16 protein-coding genes and 1 tRNA gene are annotated in these 21,019 nt (G+C 73.6%); 5 read left to right on the forward strand and 12 right to left on the reverse strand.

All coding sequences use genetic code 11. The features are described 5' to 3' along the window. Positions 1-19: 19 nt before the first annotated feature. The 3 genes from ACIPYS_RS32260 to ACIPYS_RS32270 form a co-directional block, all read right to left on the reverse strand. Positions 20-1,507, reverse strand: coding sequence for an amino acid permease (locus ACIPYS_RS32260; RefSeq protein ID WP_400752850.1), 1,488 nt, complete (start codon positions 1,505-1,507; stop codon positions 20-22). Positions 1,508-1,759: 252 nt separating this feature from the next. After that, on the reverse strand, positions 1,760-3,214 hold the full coding sequence (locus tag ACIPYS_RS32265; RefSeq protein WP_400752853.1) for a penicillin-binding transpeptidase domain-containing protein: 1,455 nt from the start codon (positions 3,212-3,214) through the stop codon (positions 1,760-1,762). 107 nt (positions 3,215-3,321) lie between these two features. After that, complete coding sequence (locus tag ACIPYS_RS32270; protein WP_231978610.1) at positions 3,322-4,653, reverse strand: FtsW/RodA/SpoVE family cell cycle protein; 1,332 nt, start codon at positions 4,651-4,653, stop codon at positions 3,322-3,324. A gap of 200 nt (positions 4,654-4,853) precedes the next feature. Between ACIPYS_RS32270 and ACIPYS_RS32275 the strand changes: the two genes are divergently transcribed. Together ACIPYS_RS32275 and ACIPYS_RS32280 are read left to right on the forward strand one after the other, a co-directional pair. Continuing rightward, positions 4,854-6,176 carry a VWA domain-containing protein gene (locus ACIPYS_RS32275; protein ID WP_400752858.1) on the forward strand — a complete coding sequence of 441 codons (1,323 nt, stop codon included), beginning with the start codon at positions 4,854-4,856 and terminating at the stop codon, positions 6,174-6,176. Positions 6,177-6,178: 2 nt separating this feature from the next. Then, entirely contained in the window at positions 6,179-7,051 is an 873-nt protein-coding gene (locus ACIPYS_RS32280) for a peptidase (protein WP_400752861.1), read from the forward strand. 239 nt (positions 7,052-7,290) lie between these two features. Here ACIPYS_RS32280 and ACIPYS_RS32285 read toward each other — a convergent pair. The 8 genes from ACIPYS_RS32285 to ACIPYS_RS32320 form a co-directional block, all read right to left on the reverse strand. Then, positions 7,291-7,364: transfer RNA gene (locus ACIPYS_RS32285), tRNA-Ala, on the reverse strand. A gap of 158 nt (positions 7,365-7,522) precedes the next feature. Beyond that, the gene (locus tag ACIPYS_RS32290) at positions 7,523-8,626 is read right to left on the reverse strand and encodes a hypothetical protein (protein ID WP_400752864.1); all 1,104 of its coding nucleotides are present in this window, start codon (positions 8,624-8,626) and stop codon (positions 7,523-7,525) included. A gap of 151 nt (positions 8,627-8,777) precedes the next feature. After that, positions 8,778-9,386 carry a GNAT family N-acetyltransferase gene (locus ACIPYS_RS32295; protein WP_093860812.1) on the reverse strand — a complete coding sequence of 203 codons (609 nt, stop codon included), beginning with the start codon at positions 9,384-9,386 and terminating at the stop codon, positions 8,778-8,780. Positions 9,387-9,400: 14 nt separating this feature from the next. Beyond that, positions 9,401-9,904 carry a molybdenum cofactor biosynthesis protein B gene (locus ACIPYS_RS32300; protein ID WP_400752869.1) on the reverse strand — a complete coding sequence of 168 codons (504 nt, stop codon included), beginning with the start codon at positions 9,902-9,904 and terminating at the stop codon, positions 9,401-9,403. Then, the gene (moaC, locus tag ACIPYS_RS32305; RefSeq protein WP_030393484.1) at positions 9,901-10,401 is read right to left on the reverse strand and encodes a cyclic pyranopterin monophosphate synthase MoaC; all 501 of its coding nucleotides are present in this window, start codon (positions 10,399-10,401) and stop codon (positions 9,901-9,903) included. The genes ACIPYS_RS32300 and moaC overlap by 4 nt, the downstream gene beginning before the upstream one ends. A gap of 120 nt (positions 10,402-10,521) precedes the next feature. After that, complete coding sequence (glp, locus tag ACIPYS_RS32310) at positions 10,522-11,877, reverse strand: gephyrin-like molybdotransferase Glp (protein WP_400752873.1); 1,356 nt, start codon at positions 11,875-11,877, stop codon at positions 10,522-10,524. Positions 11,878-11,903: 26 nt separating this feature from the next. Then, entirely contained in the window at positions 11,904-12,824 is a 921-nt protein-coding gene (gene galU / locus ACIPYS_RS32315; RefSeq protein ID WP_093860815.1) for a UTP--glucose-1-phosphate uridylyltransferase GalU, read from the reverse strand. A gap of 162 nt (positions 12,825-12,986) precedes the next feature. Then, entirely contained in the window at positions 12,987-13,796 is an 810-nt protein-coding gene (locus ACIPYS_RS32320) for a GGDEF domain-containing protein (RefSeq protein WP_093860816.1), read from the reverse strand. A gap of 105 nt (positions 13,797-13,901) precedes the next feature. On the opposite strand from ACIPYS_RS32320, the gene ACIPYS_RS32325 reads away from it, so the two are divergent. Continuing rightward, on the forward strand, positions 13,902-14,534 hold the full coding sequence (locus ACIPYS_RS32325) for a 5-formyltetrahydrofolate cyclo-ligase (RefSeq protein WP_093860817.1): 633 nt from the start codon (positions 13,902-13,904) through the stop codon (positions 14,532-14,534). A gap of 91 nt (positions 14,535-14,625) precedes the next feature. Here the strand turns inward: ACIPYS_RS32325 and ACIPYS_RS32330 are convergent, their stop codons facing one another. Beyond that, entirely contained in the window at positions 14,626-17,346 is a 2,721-nt protein-coding gene (locus ACIPYS_RS32330; RefSeq protein ID WP_093860818.1) for a penicillin acylase family protein, read from the reverse strand. A gap of 378 nt (positions 17,347-17,724) precedes the next feature. Here ACIPYS_RS32330 and ACIPYS_RS32335 point away from each other — a divergent pair, with 378 nt between their 5' ends. Further along, positions 17,725-19,215: a potassium/proton antiporter gene (locus ACIPYS_RS32335; protein ID WP_093860819.1), complete on the forward strand. Its 1,491-nt coding sequence runs from the start codon at positions 17,725-17,727 to the stop codon at positions 19,213-19,215. A 501-nt stretch (positions 19,216-19,716) separates the two neighbouring features. After that, positions 19,717-20,976, forward strand: coding sequence for an MFS transporter (locus ACIPYS_RS32340; RefSeq protein ID WP_231978783.1), 1,260 nt, complete (start codon positions 19,717-19,719; stop codon positions 20,974-20,976). The last annotated feature ends 43 nt before the right edge of the window (positions 20,977-21,019 follow it).

A 21,019-nucleotide genomic window follows, 5' to 3' on the forward strand; every position in this document is an offset into this window, starting at 1 on the left:
TGCACGGCGTGCCGGCCGCTCAGCCGGCCGTGGAGCCGGCGTCCGCCCGCTCCCCGGCCCGCTCCAGCTTGGAGTGCTTGATGCTGTAGCCGAAGTACACGGCCACCGCGACCACCAGGGCGACGCCGCCCGCCGCGAAGGTGTCCGCGTGCAGACCGGTGATCAGGTAGACGCAGAAGCCGACGCTGGCCAGCGGGACGACCGGGTAGCCCGGGACCCGGAAGCCGCGCGGCAGGTCGGGCTGGGTGCGGCGCAGCACGATCACGCCGATCGAGACCACCGAGAAGGCGATCAGGGTGCCCAGGCTGGTGATGTCGGCCAGCCGCGCCAGCGGGACGAAGGCGGCGAGCACGCCGACGCCCAGGCCGACCACGATGGTGTTCCAGACCGGGGTGCCGGTGCGCGGCGAGAGCTCGGCGAAGCGCTTGGGCAGCATGCCGTCGCGGCCCATCGAGTACAGGATCCGGGTCTGGCCGTAGATGACCACCAGGGTGATCGAGAAGATCGAGACGATGGCGCCGATCGCGAACAGGATCGCGGGCCAGCTCTGGCCGGTGATGTCCTGGAGGATCTGGGCGAGGCCGGCCTCCTGGCCGTCGAACTTCTGCCAGGGCTGGGCGCCGATGCCGGCCAGGGCCACCAGGATGTAGAGCACGGTGACCACCACCAGCGAGATGATGATCGCCATCGGCAGGGTGCGCCGGGGGTTCTTGACCTCCTCACCGGCGGTGGACACGGCGTCCAGGCCGATGAAGGAGAAGAAGATGCTGGAGGCCGCGACCTGGACGCCGCCGATGCCCAGCGGCATGAACGGGGTCAGGTTGCCGGAGTGGAAGCCGGTCAGGGCGACCCCGATGAACAGCAGCAGGATCAGGATCTTGACGGCCACCATGGCCGTGTTGACCTTGACCGACTCGCTGACGCCGCGGATCAGCAGGAAGCAGACCATCGCGACCAGCAGCAGCGCCGGCAGGTTGAACCAGTGGGTGTCGTCGGGCGCGCCGGCGATCGCCTCGGGGATCTTGAAGCCGAACGCCAGGTCGAAGAACTTGTTCAGGTACTCGGCCCAGCTGACCGCGATCGCGGAGGCCGAGACGCCGTACTCCATCAGCAGGCAGATGCCGACGCCGAAGGCCACGCCCTCGCCGAGGGTGGCGTAGGCGTAGGAGTAGGAGGACCCGCTGACCGGGATCGCGGAGGCCATCTCGGCGTAGCAGAGCGCGGTGAGGCCGGCGGTGACGGCCGCGATCACGAACGAGAGGATGACGGCCGGGCCGGCCGACGGCACGGCGCTGTTCAGCACGAAGAAGATGCCGGTGCCGATGGTGGCGCCGATGCCGATCGCGGACAGCTGCCAGAGGCCGATCGAGCGACGCAGGTGGATGCCGGAACGGCCGCCCTCCTCGGGCGCCCCGGCGGGCGGGCCCTCACGGCCTTCGCTCTCGGCGATCAGGGTGGAGACGGGCTTGCGCCTGAGGAGGCGTGCGCCGAGCGTGTTCGGGGCCAAAACGGGGGTGTCCTTCTAGGCGGGGGAGGGTGTCCTAGTGGCCGGCCGCTCGACGCACCGAAGGGTGCCATCGGGGACCAACCGAACAAAGATGGGACAGTACCGCGCGAAAGCACCAGTGTCGCAAACGAACAGTCACGGCGCGCGCATTGTACGAACCGTCGCATCGGCATGTACAAACCGGACACTTCGCAGACGGCGGATCTCTCGACGAGGCGATAAAGCAGCAGGTCACCGCCATCGGTAAGGGACTCATCGGGCCAGCGCCGCCTGCATCACGGCGCGTGCGACCGGGGCCGCCAGCCCCCCGCCCGTCACCTCGGTCGCGTCGCTGTCCGCGACCACCACGGCGACCGCCACCGGCGGCACCCCGGCCGAGCCGGCCGGCGCCGCCCAGGCGATGAACCAGGCGTACGGCGTCCCGGTGTTGTCCACCCCGTGCTGGGCGGTGCCGGTCTTCCCGCCGACCACCGCGCCGTCGATCCGGGCGGCCCGTCCGGTGCCGTTCTCCACCGCGTCGACCATCATCCGGCGCACCTGCCCGGCGGTGCCGGCGCCGACCGCCTGCCGGTACACGGACGGCCGCACCGACCGCACCACCGTGCCGTCGGCGGCGGTCAGACTGTCCACAAGCTGTGGACGCATCACGGTGCCGTTGTTGGCGATGCCCGCCGCGACCATCGCCATCACCAGCGGGGTGGCGGCGGTGTCGAACTGGCCGATCGAGGAGAGCGCCAGCTGCGAGTCGTCCATCCGGGTGTCGAAGTTCGACCGGGCCGCCCGCACCGGGACGTCGAGCCGGGCGTCGTTGAAGCCGAAGGCCTCGGCCGCGGCCGACATCCGCCGCAGGCCGACCTCGACCCCGAGGTGGCCGAGCACGCTGTTGCAGCTGAGCACCATCGCGGTGGCCAGCGACTGTCCCGGTTCGTCGCAGGCCGCCGAGTCGTTCACCAGCGGTACCGAGGTGCCCGGCAGCAGGTAGGGGTGCGGGGTGTCGGTCGGCGCGTCGGCATCGGTGACCACCCCACTCTCCAGCGCCGCCGCCGCGGTCACCACCTTGAAGGTCGAGCCGGGCGGGTAGGTCTGCCGCAGCGCCCGGTTGAGCATCGGCTGGTCGGGGTCGCTCCGGAGCCGGCTCCAGGCCTCCCGGTCCTCGGCCGAGGTGCCGCCGAAGCTCCCCGGGTCGTAGGACGGGGTGGAGGCCAGCGCCAGGATCCGCCCGGTGGCCGGCTCGACCGCCGCGACCGCGCCCTTCTGCCGGCCGAGCCCGCGCACCGCCGCCTCCTGGACGGCCCGGTCGACCGTGGTGCGGACGTCCCCGCCGGGGTTCTGCCGCCGGGCCACCGCGTCCCACACCGCCCAGCTCGCCAGCCCCGGGTCGGTGCCCGAGAGCAGCGCGTCCTCGGTGCCCTCCAGCTGGCTGTTGCCGTAGGTCTGCGAGGAGTAGCCGGTGACCGCCGCGTACAGCGGCCCGTCGGTGTAGGTGCGCCTGTAGTCGTACCGGCCGCCGGTCGGCTCGGAGCCGGTGACGCTGTCGGCCCCGACCCGGATGTCGCCGCGCGGCTGGGAGTACCGCTCGAGGACGAGCCGCTGGTTGGCGCTGTTGTGGTTCAGCTCGTCGGCGCGGAACACCTGCACCCGGGTGGCCTGGACGCACAGCGCGACGATCAGCAGCAGACAGAAGGTGCCGGCCCGGCGCCCGGTCACCGAGATCCCCGGCAGCCCCTGCGGCCCGCCGCCCGGCCGTCGGGCACCGCCCCCGTCACCGGCCCCGCGGCGCCCGCTCCCGCTCCCGGTCCCGTCCCCGAGCCCGCTCACCGCCCCTCCCCCGGGGCGGGCCGTCGGGCGATGTCGCTCATCCGTACCAGCAGCGCGACGATCACCCAGTTGGTGACCACGGAGGACCCGCCCTGGGCGACGAACGGCAGCGTCATCCCGGTCAGCGGGATCAGCGCCAGCACCCCGCCCGCCACCACGAAGACCTGCAGCCCGACCAGCGCCGCCAGCCCGATCGCCAGCAGCCGCCCGAACGGGTCGCGCAGCGCGATCCCGGTCCGGAACCCGCGCGACACCAGCAGCGCGTACAGCAGGAACACCGCCACCAGCCCGGTCAGCCCCAGCTCCTCCCCGATGGTGGCCAGGACGAAGTCGGACTTCGCGGCGAAGCCGATCAGCACCGAGTGCCCGGCCCCCAGCCCGGCGCCCAGCTCGCCGCCCCAGGCGAAGGCGAACAGGGACTGGGCGATCTGGTTGGCCCCGTGCCCGGCCGCGATCGAGCCGAGCGGGTCCAGCCAGTCCGCGACCCGGCTGTGCACGTGCGGCGAGAGCAGGCCGACCCCGACCGCCGCGATCGCCGCCAGGAACAGCCCGATGGCGATCCAGCCGGTCCGTGCGGTGGCCACGTAGAGCATCACCACGAACAGGCCGAAGAACAGCAGCGAGGTGCCGAGGTCGGTCTCCAGCACCAGCACCCCGACGAAGACCGCCCAGATCGCCAGCACCGGTGCGAGCACCCGTCCGGGCGGCAGCCGCAGCCGCCGCACCCGCCGCCCGGTGAGCGCCAGCGCGTCCCGATGCACCGCCAGGTAGGCGGCGAAGAAGACCGCCAGCAGGACCTTGGCGAACTCGCCCGGCTGGAAGGAGAACGGCCCGAAGGTGATCCAGATCCGCGATCCGTAGACCGGCGGGAAGAAGACCGGCAGCACCAGCAGGACCAGCGCCACCAGCGCCCCGATGTACGCGTACCGCTGGAGCCGCCGGTGGTCCCGCACCAGGAACAGCACCAGGACGAACAGCCCCACCCCGAGGCCGGACCAGAGCAGCTGGGTGGGCGCCGCGTTGCCCGGGGTGGCCCGGTCCAGCCGGTGGATGACGACCAGTCCGACACCGTTGAGCAGCACCGCGATCGGCAGCGGCAGCGGGTCCGCGTACGGCGCCCGCAGGCGGACCGCGCCGTGCGCCAGCAGCGCGAGCACCCCCAGCGCGCCCCCGTACTCAGCGGCGTCGGCCGGCACCGCGCCGTCGAGGTTGAGGCCCACCTGGACGTAGCCGAGCACGGCCGTCAGCACCGCCGCGAGGACCAGCGCGAGCTCGGTGTTGCGCCGGGTCGGCACGGTACGGCGCGGCCGGCCTGCGGTTCTCGTCACGGCGGAGGGTGTCGCCACGGACCGTCCTGGGAGTCGGGGCTGCGGGCGCCGCCGGAACGGCCACCGGGGAGGACGGGCGGCACCCCCATCACCTTCGCCACCCTAACGAGGACTGTGCGGGTATTCCGCCCGGTTCACCCGGTGTGTCCGGCCCTGTCGCGCGTTGGCCACGGCGAACTGATGGTCCCTAGGATCGACGGGTGATTACCGGACGACGACCGAAGGCCAGGCTCGGCAGCCTGCTGGCCGCCCTGGCGATAACGGGCGGGGCGCTGCTCAGCGGCCTGCCCGCCCATGCCGACGAACCATCAGCCGGCCAAGCCGGCAAGGAGGCCCCACGGGTCGATCTCGTACTGGACGTCAGCGGCTCCATGCGCGAGGCGGACATCCAGGGCAAGACCCGCATCTCGGTGGCCCAGCAGTCCCTGAGCGACGTCATCGACGCCCTGCCCGCGGAGACCGAGTTCGGCATCCGCACCCTGGGCGCCAACTACCCCGGCACCGACAAGGCCCAGGGCTGCCTGGACAGCAAGCAGCTCTTCCCGGTCGGGAAGACCGACAAGACCGAGGCCAAGACCGCCGTCGCGACCCTGCGGCCCACCGGCTTCACCCCGATCGGCCTGGCCCTGCGCGGCGCCGCCCAGGACCTCGGCAAGGGCGAGACCACCCGCCGGGTGGTGCTGATCACCGACGGCGAGGACACCTGCACCCCGCCCGACCCCTGCGACGTCGCCCGCGAACTCGCCTCCCAGGGCATCCACCTGGTGGTCGACACCCTGGGCCTGGCCCACGACGACAAGACCCGCCAGCAGCTGCTCTGCATCGCCAACGCCACCGGCGGCACCTACACCGACGTGCGCACCCAGGAGCAGCTCACCGAGAAGGTGAAGCAGCTGGTCGACCGCTCCAACGACACCTACACGGTCACCCCGGTCAAGACCGCCGGCACCGACAAGTGCGAGTCCGCGCCGGTCCTCACCCCGGGCGTCTACAGCGACCGCGAGAAGTTCTCCGAGCACCGCGTCTACCGCGTCCCGGTCAAGGCCGGCCAGGAGCTGCGCGCCTCGGTCAGCGTCGCCCTGGACCGCCCGGTGGCCCGCGACTACGGAGTCCTGCTCCAGGCCACCAGCACCACCGGCCAGGAGCTGGTCCGCGGCACCGACGCGGGCAGCAGCCGCACCGACGTGGTCTCCACCGGCCTGCGCTGGTCGGCCGACGCCTCCAAGGGCTACGCCACCGCCACCGCCACCGCCTCCGCCTCGCCGAGCGGCAAGCCGGAGACCAATGTCTGCCTGGTCGTCTCCAACTCGCTGGCCCCGCAGGCCGGCGCCGCGGCCGACCCCGGCCTGCCGCTGGAGCTGACGGTCGACCTGACCGCCGCCTCCCCCGCCCCGGACGGTCCGGCGATGGGCCTGGGCCGCGGCTGGATCCTGCTGCTGGTGCTCACCCTGGCCGGCCTGCTGACCGGCCTGCTGTTCGGCTGGATCGCGCGCTGGCGGATCGCTGTCTGGCAGGAGAACTGACCATGCGTACGACCTTCCTCCGCACCGCCGCGGCCGCCCTGACCGCGCTCCCGGCGCTGCTGCTCGCGGCCCCGGCCGCCACGGCCGCCTCGCCCTCGCCGAGCGCGAGCGGCACCCCGGCCCCGGCCAACAAGGCCGGCACCTCCTTCCTGACCGCCGTCAATCTGGCACCCGGTCAGGACGCCAAGGTGGACGTCTCCACCGGCGACTACCTGTACTGGGCCTTCGGCGCCGCCGAGGGCCGGACCGCCAAGGTGGACCTCACGGTCGCCCTGGCCCCGTCCGCCGACCGGCACGGGCCGCAGACCTGGAACGTCGAGGTGTTCGACGGGCTGCGCCGCCGCCAGTCCTGCACCGACGGCACCCAGAACGCGACCGCCGAGCAGGCCGCCGGCTCGCTGGCGCTCAGCTGCACCCTGCGCGAGGTCCGCTCCTGGGCCGAGCCGTGGTCCGGCGATCCGCTGCCCGGCACCTACTACGTCCGGCTCTCGGTCGCCGACGCCCCGCAGCCCGACCTCGGCCTGGCCGCGTCCGTGCAGCTGCGGGTGACGGCCAAGGGCGACGAGGACAACGCCCAGCCGGAGGGCGGCGAGCTGAAGGCCCCGCTGGTCCCGCCGGCCGGCGGCGGTGCCGCGACGGCCAAGGCGGCGGCCCCCGAGGAGCCCGAGGAGCACTGGTACACCGGCTGGTTCTCCGGCTGGAACAGCCGCTGGTTCTGGACCCTGGCGGGCGGCGTGCTGGCCGCCCTGGCAGGCGTCGCCGGCTACACCCTGACCCGCCACCCGCGCGGCCGCCGGCCGGCCCGCTACGGCTCGGTGCCGCCGCAGTCCGGCGCCCCGCAGCCGGGCCCGTACGCGGGCTCCGGCCAGTCCTGACCCGCTCCTGACCCACCCGGACCCCGAGGGCCGGACCGGAGACCTCTCCGGTCCGGCCCTCACCGCTTCCCGGTCCGCCCCCTGCTGGTCCGGTCCCGCGCCCGCCCGTGCGTGCGTGATCCGTCTCACAGCCCGCCGGACGCCCGCCCCGTCGGCCCGGCTGACCCCCCGTCGGCCGGTCCGCCCCCACAACGCAGAAGTCCCGCCCGATCTTTCGATCGGGCGGGACTTCCGTTGGGTGGAGCTGAGGGGATTCGAACCCCTGACCCCCTCGATGCGAACGAGGTGCGCTACCGGACTGCGCCACAGCCCCAACAAGAAGAAACTTTAGCACCTCTCCGAGGTGGTCCGTGACCACCCTCCTGGTGACGCCCCCGCGGCGGGACGGGAGCGGGGGCGGAACGGGCGGCGGAACGCGAAGAGACCCCCGGCGGCGGGGGCCTCTTCGCGGGCGGTCGCGGACCGCGCGTCCTACTCGTTGGCGGCGCGGGGCCGCGGCTCCGGCCCGGACGGCTCGGCGTACTGGTCGAAGAGCGGGGTGTTCCGGGACTCGACCGGGCGGCCGGCGGTCCAGGTGCCCGGCGCCGACAGGTCGAGCCCCCGGTTGACCCGGGGGGCCACCGGCGCGGTCACGTACGTCGGCAGCGGAACGGGCACCGGCTCCCAGGAGTCCGGGCCGGCGGCGCCCCGCTCCCGCATGCCGTCGACCCACTCCTCGTGCTCGGTGACCTCCGCGACGGCCGAGGCCGAAGCCGCGGAGCCCCCGGCCGAGGTCGCGGCGGAGGCCCCGGCAGGGCCCGCCGCGGGAGCGCCCCCGGAGGCCGCCCGTACGGCGTCCGCCTCGGTGGCGAGCCTCAGGTGCGGGCGCGCGCGGCCGGGGGCGGGCGTGCGCCGCTCCGGCTCGGCCGCCGGGGCCGGCACCGGGGCGGCGGCCGCGCGGCCGGCCTCGACGCGCTGCTGCTCGCGCTTGCGCAGCCGCTCGGCGGCCTGGGCCGCGCGGGTGCGGTCCAGCTTGACCGCGTACCGCTGGCGCTCCAGGCGTCGCAGGTGCCCGATGTAGAGGGTCAGCAGCGCGGCCGGGACCGCGGGGACCCACAGGAAGGCCAGACCGGCCACGGCCGCGACCACCGCTCCCAGCGCGAAGGCCAGGAACAGCACGGTGACCATCCGGCGCCGACGCGCCAGCAGCCGGGCCCGGCGCTCGGGGCCGCCGCCCTGGGGCGCGGGCCTCGGCTCGGCCCGGTCGCGTTCCGCCGGCCGGCCGGGCGCGGGTTCCTGCGTCCGTCCGTCGGGGACGTCCGGGGCGTCCGGGGCGCTCGCGGGGTCGCCGGGGGCGGCCGCGTCCCGCTCGGGGGGGCCGTCCATGCTCTGCTCGTCGTCACGCGGTTCGTCACCCAGGGCCCGGGACGCCCGCCGCTCCAGCGCCGAACGCCCGGCCAGCAGGCGGATGGCGGTGCTGAAGCGTTCCGTCGGGCGCGCCTCGTTGAGCTCGTCCTGCCTGCGGAGCCACATCGGCACCAGATAGGCGGCCCAGGCCCCTACGATGACGGCGTAGATAAGGCCGCTACTGCTCACGATTCACACCGTACGGGCGTGCAGGAGGGGCCGGTAGCAATTTGGCACGGCGTGTCGTGTGATCAAGCTGATTCTCCGACTATTTTGCCGGTATTTGTGCCCGTCCGTCGTCGCGCCGATGCCATATCGATATTTCCATTCGAACATACATTCAATTATGCGGCCGACGGCCCGAGCTGAGGGAACGCCAGCGTTCCAGCATCCCCTCCGGGACCTCCTCGGCGGCGAGCGCGAACACCAGGTGGTCCCGCCAGTCGCCGTCGATGTGCAGATAGCGCGGCCGCATTCCCTCCGAACGGAAGCCGAGCTTTTCCACCACCCGCCGGCTCGGTCCGTTCTCCGGCCGGATGCACACCTCGATCCGGTGCAGGCCGAGAGTGCGGAAACAGTGGTCCACCGAGAGCGCGACCGCGGTCGGCATGATGCCCCGCCCGGCCACCGCCTCGTCGATCCAGTACCCGACATTGGCCGAGCACATCGACCCCCAGGTGATTCCGCCGACGGTCAACTGACCGACCAGCCGGCCCCGGTACAGCACCACGAAGGGCAGCATCCGCCCCGCCGAGGCCTCGGCCCGCAGATAGCGGACCATCTGCCGGAAGGTCGGGCGCGGGCCCGCCGCCAGACCGGCCGGGCCGGGCGGCACGGTGGCCTCCCAGCGCCGCAGCCAGTCCCGGTTGCGGCGGCTGACCTCCTGCCACTCGCGCTGGTCGCGCGCCCTGATCGGGCGCAGCACGACGTCCCCCTCGTGGAGTTCCACCGGCCAGCCGGCGTTCAGTGCGCGCTCCCGGAAGCTGCCGTGTCGGGCCGGGGGTGGTCCCCGCCGCCGAGCTGGTCGACGGCGTGGGCGAGCAGCGGGGCCAGCACGGCCAGGCCGTCCCGGACGCCGCCGGTCGATCCCGGCAGATTGACGACCAGGGTACGTCCGGCGAGGCCGGCCAGCCCCCGGGAGAGCGCGGCGGTGGGCACCGTGTCCCGTCCGTACGCCCGGATCGCCTCGGGGATGCCGGGGATCTCCCGGTCGAGCACCCGGGCGGTCATCTCGGGGGTGAGGTCGTTCGGCGAGATGCCGGTGCCGCCGGTGGTCAGCACCACGTCGTAGCCGGCCGCCACGGCCTCCCGCAGCACCGCCTCGACCGGTTCGCCGTCCGGGACGACCCGGGGGCCGTCGACCGTGAAGCCCATCGCCCGCAGACCCTCGACCAGCAGCGGGCCGCCCCGGTCGGCGTAGACGCCGACGGAGGCGCGGTTGGAGACGGTGACCGCGAGGGCTCTCATTCCTCCCCCTCCGGGGCGGTCCAGTCACCGCTCTTGCCGCCGGTCTTGCTCAGCACCCGGACGGACTCCACCGCGGCACCCTTGTCGACGGCCTTGACCATGTCGATCACGGTGAGGCCGGCCACCGCGACGGCGGTCAGCGCCTCCATCTCGACGCCGGTCCGGTCGGTGGTCCTGACGGTCGCGGTGATCTCCACCGCGTCGTCGGCGACGGTCAGCTCGACCTTCACCCCGGAGAGCGCGATCGGGTGGCAGAGCGGGATCAGCTCGGGCGTCCGCTTGGCGCCCATGATCCCGGCGATCCTGGCCACGGCCAGCGCGTCGCCCTTGGGCACCCCCTCGCCGCGCAGCAGCTCGACCACCCGCGGGGACACCCGGACCCGGCCCGCCGCGACGGCGGTCCGGGCGGTCACGTCCTTCGCGGAGACGTCGACCATCCGGGCCGCGCCCTGCTCGTCGACATGGGTGAGGCGGTCGCCGGGGGGTGAGGCGGTCACGGGTGGCTCCAGGGGGCGCGCAGGTCGAATACCGCGCTACCGTACCCCCCGTCCCGGTCCCGGCGCGGGAGGGGCCGCATCGGTGGGACGGCCCCGCCGCGGCGGGGAGTTCGGCCGTGCTCAGCCGCCGAGCAGCACCACGTCGACCTCGCTGCCCGCGGGCAGCTCGGTGACGTCCTCGGGAACGGTGATCAGGCAGTCCGCCCGGGCCAGCGCCCCGACCAGGTGCGACTCCGCGCCGCCGACCGGTTCCACCAGGCCGTCCGCGGCCGAGTACCGGCCGCGGAGGAACTGCCGGCGGCCGGCGGGCGAGCGCAGCGCCACCGGGCAGTGCGCCCGGACCACCGGGCGGTGGATGTCCTCGGCGCCGAGCATCGCGCGGATCGCCGGGCGGACGAACAGTTCGAAGGAGATGTACGCGCTGACCGGATTGCCCGGCAGGGCCAGCAGCGGCACCCCGGGGCCGGGCCCGATCCGGCCGAAGCCCTGCGGCTTGCCGGGCTGCATCCGCAGCCGCCGGAAGTCCACCCCGCCGTACTCGGCGAAGACCTCCTTGACCACGTCGTAGGCGCCGACGCTGACGCCGCCGCTGGTGACGATCAGGTCGGCCCGGCCGAGCTGGTCCTCCAGCACGGCGCGCAGCCTGGCCGCGTCGTCGGGGACGCCGCCGACCCGGTAGGCGATCGCGCCGGCGTCACGGGCGGCGGCGGTGAGGGTGAAGCTGTTGGACTCGGAGATCTGCCCGGGGCCGACCGGCTCGCCGGGCTGGACCAGCTCGCTGCCGGTGGACAGCACCACGACCCGCGGGCGCGGGCGGACGGTGGCGGTGGCCCGGCCGATCGCGGCGAGCAGGCCGAGCTGGGCGGGTCCGAGCCGGGTGCCGGCGGTCAGCACCCGGCTGCCGGCGGCGACGTCGCTGCCGCGGCGGCGGATGTGGGCGCCCTCGGCGACCGGGCGCAGCACCCGGACCTCCTCGCCCTCGACCGCGGCGGCCATCGCGTCGGCGGGGCGGCCGGAGCCGGTGCCGCCGTCGGTCCACTCGACCGGGGCGACGGCCCCGGCGCCGGGCGGGACGGGGGCGCCGGTCATGATCCGGGCGGCCTGGCCGGGGCCCACCGCGGGGAGTTCACCGGCACCGGCGGCGATGTCGCCGACCACGGTCAGCACCGAGGGGTACGCGGTGCCCGCGCCGACGGTGTCGGGCGTGCGCAGGGCGTAGCCGTCCATCGAGCTGTTGTCGAAGGGCGGCAGATCGCCCTCGGCGACGACGTCCTCGGCCAGCCGGCAGCCCTGCGCGTCGAGCAGCTGGAGCTCGATGGCGGGGAGCGGGCCGACGGCGGCCAGGACGTCCGCGAGGTGCTCGTCCACGGTCCACGGACCGTCCGGACGGGCACCGGGGCGGGCGGCCGGAGCCGGGTCCGCGGAGTCGTCGCAGCAGGCTGCGGGGGTGGTACCGCTCTCCGTGGACCCGGTCATGGGCGCGCTCGCTCTCTGTCGGTGTGTCAGTCCTGCAGCTCGGAGGCGACGAACTCGCGCAGCCAGGTGCGGAACTCCGGCCCGAGGTCCTCGCGCTCCGAGGCGAGACGGACGATAGCGCGCAGGTAGTCCGAGCGGTCGCCGGTGTCGTAGCGGCGGCCCTTGAACAGCACGCCGTGGACCTGGCCGCCGGTGTCGGACGGGCGGGTGGTCAGTTCACGAAGGGCGTCGGTGAGCTGGATCTCGCCGCCGCGGCCGGGCGGGGTGTCCCGCAGCACGTCGAAGACGGACGGGTCGAGCACGTACCGGCCGATGACGGCGTAGTTCGACGGGGCCTCGGCCGTCTCCGGCTTCTCGACCAGGTCGGTCACCTGGAAGACGTCCTCGCCGAAGGTGCTCGGCTTGACGGCGGCGCAGCCGTACAGGTGGATCTGGGAGGCGTCGACCTCCATCAGCGCGACGACCGAGCCGCCGAGCTCCTGCTGGACCTCGATCATGCGGGACAGCAGCGGGTCGCGCGGGTCGATCAGGTCGTCACCGAGGAGGACGGCGAAGGGCTGGCCGGCGACGTGCTGCTCGGCGACCGAGACGGCGTGGCCGAGGCCCTTGGGGTCGCCCTGGCGGACGTAGTGCATGTTGGCGAGCTCGACGGACTCGCGGACCCGGCGGAGGCGGTCCTGGTCGCCCTTGCGGGCGAGCAGCTCCTCGAGCTCGTAGGCGCGGTCGAAGTGGTCCTCGAGGGCGCGCTTGTTGCGGCCGGTGACCATCAGTATGTCGGACAGGCCCGCGGAGGCCGCCTCCTCGACGACGTACTGGATCGCCGGCTTGTCGACGACGGGCAGCATCTCCTTCGGAGTGGCCTTGGTGGCCGGCAGGAATCGGGTACCCAGACCGGCCGCGGGGACCACTGCCTTGGTGACCGGGATACGGGAGTTGGTCGTCGTCATGCGTTTACCTTACTAAGGCACGTATTTCGCCTGACCGGGCGCAGTTGACCGATGCTTGGGCAGCACGTCGCCGGACCCGGCCGCGATGGCAGGCAAGGGGGACGTGCCGGGCGGGGTGAGGGGGTCCCCTCCGACACAGGGCGACAGATTACCCGGCTTTTCCTAACGGTCACGTTCGGCTGCGAAGACTCCGTCCGGCTGCGGGGAAACGACCGCCGCCCCGGTCACCGGAACGTTTCCCGAAAGGGCCACCGGGGCGGCCGGGCGCCAGCAGTCGCCGCCCGCGGCGCGGGCGGCGGCGAGTGCCCGGTCGGCGGACCGCAGCAGGACGGCGGCGTGGGTGCCGTCCTCCGGGAGCACCGCCAGGCCGATCGCGGCGGTGAGGCCGTTGCCGTGCGGGCGGCGGTCCGCCCGCTCGCCGGAGGACCAGTCCAGCAGCAGGTGGCGGCGGACCGACCAGACCAGGCGGTCGGCGACCTGGGCCGCGCCCTCGGCCCCGGTGTCCGGCAGCACCACCAGGAACTCCTCGCCGCTGTACCGCCCCAGGGTGTCGGAGCGGCGGATCTCCATGCCGAGCCGCTGGGCGAGGTCGCGCAGCACCGTCCCGGCCCGGGTCCGGCCGTGCTCGGCGACCACCGCGTCGAAGCCGTTGATCTCCAGCAGCAGCACGGCCAGCGGACGCGGCCCGTCCTGCGGCTCGTGCTGCTCGGCCCGGCGGGCCCGGTCGATCTCCCGGTCCAGGGTGAGCTGGAGGTGCCGGTAGTTCCAGACGCCGGTGACCGGGTCGCAGGAGGCGGTGCGCTCCAGTTCGGCGTTGCGCTCCTCCAGTTCGGCGACGCGCTCGCGCAGCCCGGTCTCGCGCCGGGCCGCGCGCGCCGCGCCGCGCCGCAGCCGGACGCCGAGGACGGCGGCGCCGGCCAGCGCGGGGGCGCTCAGCACGGCCAGGGCCTGGACCAGCAGCGGGGTGGACATCGGGGGCTGCCTTCCGCGTGTCAGGCTCTGGGCGGCCCGGTCGCACAGGCGTCAGGGGTCCAGAGCGGTCGTGGTCGGAGCGATGGAGGAACGGTGGACCATCCCATGCACAACGAGAAGGGCGCGCTGAGGACACGGCTGCTGTCCGAGCGGCGGGAAATCCCGGCCGAGGAGCGGGAGCGGGCCGCCGAGGCGCTGGCCGGGCACGCCGGCGCGCTGGCGGCCGCCGCCGTGCCGGCCGGGGAGGCCGCGACGGCGGGGGCGGCGGGGGCGACGACGGGCGCGGCGGCCACGGTGGCCGCGTACGTCTCGGTGGGCACCGAGCCGGGCACCCGCCCGCTGCTGGACGCGCTGCGGGCGCGCGGGCTGCGGGTGCTGCTCCCGGTCCTGCTGGCCGACAACGATCTGGACTGGGCGGAGTACACCGGGCCGGCGGCGCTGGCCCCGGCCGGGCGCGGCCTGCTGGAGCCGGTCGGCGGGCGGCTCGGGCCAGAGGCGGTGACCGGCGCCGGGCTGGTGCTGCTGCCGGGGCTGGCGGTGGACCGGCGGGGGCTGCGGCTGGGCCGGGGCGGCGGCTCGTACGACCGGGTGCTGGCCCGGCTGGAGCGGTCCGGGGCGCGGCCGGTGCTGGCGGTGCTGCTGTACGAGCACGAGCTGCTCGAACGGGTGCCGGCCGAGCCGCACGACCGGCCGGTGGACCTCGCGCTGACCCCCTCCGGCGCCCACCGGCTGGGGTGAGGCCCGGCGGGCGGGTACGGCGGGCGGGTACGGCGGGGCCCCGTGCCCCCGGACGGATCCGGGGGCACGGGGCCCGGACGGCGGGCGGGCGTCAGCCCGCGGTCAGCGTCAGCTTGTGCTTGGTCGCCCGTTCGACCGCGTCCGGCGAGAAGGACCAGCTCAGCAGCTTGCCCTTGAGCCAGAGGTCGGTCTGGTCGTTGTAGTTCTCGTGGAAGGCGTGACCGGAGGCACCACCGACGATGATCCAGCGCGAGGCGTCGAGGTCGTTCAGGTCGACCACCATGCGCATCGAGGGGATCCAGTCCACCTGGTACCCGGCGGCCGCGTTCCACCCCGCCGCGTCGACCGCCGCCGAACCGCCGGAGAGCCGGTAGGGGCCCCGGTTGAGCAACTGGTGGACGACGCCCGAGCCGATCGAGGAGCTGTCCGAGCCCATGGTGCGCTCGCGCAGCTCCAGCTTGTGCAGCCGGCCCCAGCTCCAGGTGGTGATGTCCTTGGTGAGCAGCGAGGTGAGCTCCTGGCGGGCGTTGGTCATCGCCTCGCGCAGCAGGTTGTCCAGGCCCTTCTGCTCCTTGTGCTGGGAGTCGATGTACGTCCACCAGCCGCTGTCGGGCTTCTCCAGCTGCTGCCGGACGACCTCGTTCCAGCGGTCGCCGCCGTCCGGCTGGGCCTTGGCCGGGTCACGGGTGCCGCACTCGGTGACGATCTTCGACTTGCTGTCCGGCCTGGTCGGGTCGATCTGCTGGCGGACCAGCAGGCAGTTCTCCTCGGCCCGCAGGTCGGCCGGGAACTTCTGGCCGAAGGCGAGGGTGAGCAGCTGGCGCCAGACGCCGTTGTAGTAGGCGGCGGCGGCCGAGTCGGCGTCCTGGTGGAAGTTCCAGTCCTTCAGCAGGTCCTGCGCCTCGCGCACGTAGGGGTCGTCGATCTCGACCTTGAGCAGCATCGGGACCAGGGTCTTGGCCAGGATGCTGGTGTTGTCGAGCTGCATGTCCTGCATGTCGTCCGGCGAGATCTTGCCGTTGTTCTTCAGCCGGGCCTCGAGCTGGTCGGTGATCTCCTTGGCCCGGGTGCCGTACTCCCAGTCGGTGGTCAGCGCGGGCTTGTAGCCCGGGTCGACCACGGCCTGGTTGGCGGTGACGATGTAGCCGCTGCTCGGGTTGAGGCTCCAGGGCATGGCACTGAACGGGACCGGGTCCTTCTTCCACTGGTAGGCGGAGTCCCAGCCCGGCGCCGGGTAGCGGCCGTCGCCCTTGCCGCGCACCGGGATGTAGCCCGGGGCCTGGTAGCCGATGTTCTTGGCGTCGGCGTAGACGAGGTTCTGCGACGGGACGGTGAAGTCGGCGGCGGCCTTCTGGAAGTCGTCCCAGTTCTTCGCCCGGTCGAGCGCGAAGACGGCGTCCATGGTGCGGCCCGGGATCAGCGCGGTCCACTGCAGGGCGACGCCGTAGCCGCCGGTGCCCCGGTCCGGGGCGGAGGCGCCGTTGGGCGCGTACTTGCCGACGTTCTGCTGCTCGGTGCTCGGGTCGGAGATCAGCGGGGCGCCGGTCTCGGTGGTGCGGACGGTGATGGTGCGGTCCTCACCGCCGGCGACCTTGATGGTCTCCTTGCGGAGCTCGAACTTCTTCTCCTTGCCGTCGACCAGGTAGGTCTCGGGGCCGGTCACCTTCTCCAGGAAGAGGTCGGTGACGTCGGCGCCGAGGTTGGTGAAGCCCCAGGCGATGTCCTTGTTGTGGCCGATGACCACACCGGGCATGCCGGCGAAGGTGAAGCCGGAGACGTCGTACTGGCAGGTCGGGGAGACCGCCCGGCAGTGCAGGCCCATCTGGTACCAGACCGAGGGCAGGCCGGGACCGAGGTGCGGGTCGTTGGCCAGCAGCGGCTTGCCGGTGGTGGTGTGGCTGCCGGCCACCACCCAGGAGTTGGAGCCGATGCCCTGGCCGTTGCGGCCGAGCAGCTCGGGCAGCGCGTCGATCCGGTCGGTGACGCCCTTGAGCAGTGCCGAGGAGGCGGCGGCGCCCTGGGCGGTGCCGGCGGCGGTCCCCTGGGCGGCCGGGGCCGAGCCGTCGGCCGGCTTGTAGGAGGTGCCGTTCACGGTGCCGGTCTTCACGATCGTGCCGTTGCGCGCGTACGGGTAGTCCGGGTACAGCTCGGCGATCTTCTCCGGGCTGAAGTCCTGGGCGAGCAGCGAGCGGTCGATCTCCTCCTGGAGGTTCCCGGAGAGGTCCCAGGCCATCGCCTTGAGCCAGGCCACCGAGTCGACCGGGGTCCACTGCTCGGGCTTGTAGTCGCCGTTGACGACGCCGAGGACGCCGTACTCCACCGAGGCGGCGGAGCCGCCCGGGTGCTCGGCGAGCCAGGAGTTGACCCCCTCCGCGTAGGCCTGGAGGTTCTTCTTGGTGTCGGCGCCGAGGAGGGTGTCGAACTCCTTCTGGGCCACCTGGCGCCAGCCCATGGTGCGGATCATGGAGTCGGTGTCGACCTGGCTGTCGCCGAACATCTCGGAGAGCCGGCCCGCGGTGATGTGCCGCCGGACGTCCATCTCCCAGAACCGGTCCTGGGCCTGGACGTAGCCCTGGGCCCGGAAGAGGTCCTCGGAGGTGTCTGCGTAGAGCTGGGGGATGCCGTTGGCGTCCCGCTTCACGTCGACCGGCGCGCTCATGCCCGCCACCTTGACGCTGCCGTCGACCTCGGGGAAGGACGCGCGGACCGCGGCCACCCCCCGGTAGCCGCCGTAGCCGGCGCCGGCCACCAGCAGTACGACCAGCACGATCACGATCAGACGGGCGCGCCGGAACTTTTTCGAGCGGGGCATCTGGGTCCTTGCGGTCCTCACTGGGGGGCGGGCGGACATGTCAAGGGCACGGGGCCGTGACAGGGCACCACATTAGGCCGACTCGGCTGGCGGCCGTGCACGGGGGACGCTCACGGTGGGATCGGAGGAGGTCAGGAGGCGGCCCGAGGAGGGCCGGCGGGAGGCCGCGGGCGCGGGCCGGAGGAGACCGGAGGCGGCGGACCGGAGCAGGTCACCAGGAGGCCGGAGGCCCGGACCGAGGAAACGCGTGGCCAATGAACCTAAAGATATGGCAAAATGTTAGACTGAGTAACGATCCGCAAGGGGAGTAATTGGCGCCCCCGGTCGCCACCCCTGTCGGGACCCCGTCCGCCCCCGCCACGTCCGAGGTGCCCCTGCGTGAATGTCGACCACCTGAACCAGCTGCTGCTCGAGTTCTCCGTGATCCTGCTGATCGCGGTGGTCGCCGTGCGCGTCTCCACCAAATCCGGCCTGCCCAGCCTGCTGATCTACCTCGGCATCGGGGTGGCGCTCGGCCAGAACGGCCTCGGCGTCTCCTTCGACAACGCCGAACTCACCCAGGTGCTCGGCTACGCGGCCCTGGTGGTGATCCTGGCCGAGGGCGGCCTCAAGACCAACTGGCGCGAGGCCAGACCCGTGATGGGGGCCGCCACCGTACTCGCCACCGTCGGCGTCGGGATCAGCGTCTTCGTCACCGCGGCCGGGGCGCACTGGCTGGTCGGCCTGGACTGGCGCACCTCACTGCTGCTCGGCGCGATCGTCTCGTCCACGGACGCCGCGGCCGTCTTCTCGGTGCTGCGCACGGTGCCGCTGCCGCGCCGGCTGACCGGTCTGCTGGAGGCCGAGTCCGGCTTCAACGACGCGCCCGTGGTCATCCTGGTCGTCGCCTTCGCCGCCGTCGGCGACACGGAGCCGTGGTACGTCCTGATCGGCACGATCCTCGCCGAGCTGGCGATCGGCCTGGCCGTCGGCCTCGCGGTCGGCAAGCTCGGGGCGTTCGGCCTCAAGCACGTCGCCCTGCCGTCCTCCGGCCTCTACCCGATCGCGGTGCTGGCCCTGGCCGTGCTCGGCTACGCCGGCGGCGCCCTGCTGCACGGCTCCGGGTTCCTCGCCGTCTACGTCACCGCGGTGATCCTCGGCAACTCCAAGCTGCCGCACGGCCCCGCCGTCCGGGGCTTCGCCGACGGCCTGGCCTGGATCGGGCAGATCGGCATGTTCGTGCTGCTCGGCCTGCTCTGCACCCCCGAGTCGATGGGCTCGGCCGTGGTGCCGGCGCTGGTGATCGGCGCGGTACTGGTCTTCCTCGCCCGGCCGCTCTCGGTGGTGCTCACGCTCACCCCGTTCCGGCTGCCGCTGCGCGAGCAGGCCCTGCTCAGCTGGGCCGGCCTGCGCGGGGCGGTGCCCATCGTGCTGGCCACCATCCCGATGGTGTCCGGCGCGCCGATGGCCCAGGACGTCTTCAACATCGTCTTCATCCTGGTCGTGGTCTTCACCCTGCTCCAGGGCCCGACCCTGCCCTGGGTCGCCAAGGGCCTGCGGATCGGCGAAGGGTCGATGGGACAGGACCTCGGCATCGAGTCCGCCCCGCTGGAGAAGCTGCACGGACACCTGTTGTCGGTCGCACTGGCGCCGGACTCCCGGATGTCCGGCGTGGAGATCGGCGAGCTGCGGCTGCCGACCGGGGCGGCGGTCACCCTGGTGGTGCGGGAGGGCAGCAGCTTCGTGCCCGACAAGGCGACCGTGCTGCGCGGCGGGGACGAGCTGCTGGTCGTCACCACGGACGAGGTGGGCGAGGCGGCCGAGCGGCGACTGCGGGCCGTGGACAAGGGCGGCAAGCTGGCCGACTGGCTGCACGGACGCAGGACCTGAAGGTCTCGCCCGGAGTTCACCTTGACTTAACAGGACAACTTTGGATCCGTCCTGTAGTGTCGGGTTCAGCGCGACATCTACGCGCGTATAACCATTGTTCGCTGACACACCACACCCCAGCATCTGCCTGAAGCAGAGTTGGCGCGACCGCTCGGCGGCCGCGGCCCGGACCCGGCCCACCGCCGGACCGGCCCGGTAACTACCCCGGTCGACGCGCGAGAGGACGACTCTCGGCGCCGTCGGGGCCACCCCATGCCCTGCCGCGCTACCAGGCAGCAGGAAGGACCGACCGTGACGGCCCGCCGAACGGTCGAGAGCGTCGAGGACGCCCGGAGCACCGGAAACCCCGGTCGCCCCGTGGACGCCGCGGATGCCAGGAGCAGCGCGGACGCCGCGAACCACGCGGACACCGCCGGCCACGCGGAGGCCACGGGCGCCGCGGACCACGCCGATGCCACGGGCCGCGCCGACGCCGCGCCGGCCCGGGTCGGCTACGGGACCCTGCTGCGCACCCCCGGGGCCTGGACGTTCCTGACCCCCGCGCTGCTCGCCCGGCTGCCCTACGCGATGCTCAGCATGGGGATCCTGCTGCTGGTCAAGGACACCCACGGCTCGTACGGCACCGCCAGCACGGTCGCGGCCGTCGCCGCCGTCGCCCAGGCGCTGATCGGCCCGCAGACCGGGCGGCTCGCGGACCGTTACGGCCAGGCCGCCGTGCTCGTCCCGACCGTCCTGGTGCACGCGGCCTCGGTCGGCGCACTGATCGCGCTCGCCCTCGGGCACGCGCCGGCCTGGAGCCTGTTCCTGGCCGCCGCCCCGGCCGGCGCGAGCGTCCCGCAGATCGGCGCGATGGTGCGCGCCCGCTGGATCTCCACCTTCACCGCCGAGGGCGCCTCCGCGTCCTCCGCCGCCAAGGTGAGCACCGCCTTCGCCTTCGAGTCCGTGACCGACGAGTTCACCTTCGTCGTCGGCCCGATCCTGGCCGCCGCCGTGGCCACCTCGGTCAACCCCTCGACCGGGCTGATCGCCGAGGCCGCGCTGACCCTGGTCGGCGGTCTGGCCTTCGCGGCCCAGCGGCGCACCGCGCCCGCCCGGGTGGTGCGCGAACCCGGTGTCCGGCAGGCCTCGGCCCTCGCCTCGCCCGGCGTCCGGCTGCTGGCCGGCACCTTCCTGGGCGTGGGCGCCGTCTTCGGCGGCATGCAGGTCTCGGTGAACGCCTTCGCCGACTCGGTCGGCCAGCAGGGCGCCGCCGGCACCGTCTACGGCATCTTCGCCGGCGGCTCGATGGTGGCCGGCGTGCTCTACGGCGTGATCGCCTGGCGGCGGTCGGTCCAGCAGCGGATGGTCATGAGCTACGGCCTGCTGGTGCTGGGCTGCTCGACCCTGTGGGCGATGCCCAACCTGGTCGCACTGTCGGTCGCCGGGCTGGTCTGCGGCCTGGCCATCGCCCCGACCCTGATCAGCGGCTACACCCTGGTCGAGACGCTGGTCGAGGACGGCGCCAAGACCGAGGCCTTCACCTGGCTGACCGGCGCCATCGGGCTGGGCCTGGCGACCGGCGCGACGGCGGCCGGGCGGCTGATCGACGCGCACGGCCCGACCGTCGGCTTCCTGGTACCGGTGGCCGGTGCCGGCCTCGGCCTGATCGCCCTGTTCTCGCTGCGGGGACTGCTGGTACCGGCCGGAACCCGCAGCACGGTGGTCGCCGGCTCGGTGGAACGGGGTGCCCCGGCCGGACTGGTGGGGGCCGTCAAGGGCTGACCCCGGAGCCGGAACCGACTCATCTCACATTCGAGTCGCTGGA

It is taken from the genome of Kitasatospora sp. NPDC089913 (assembly GCF_044748625.1).
In the GTDB taxonomy this organism is placed as follows: Bacteria; Actinomycetota; Actinomycetes; order Streptomycetales; family Streptomycetaceae; genus Kitasatospora.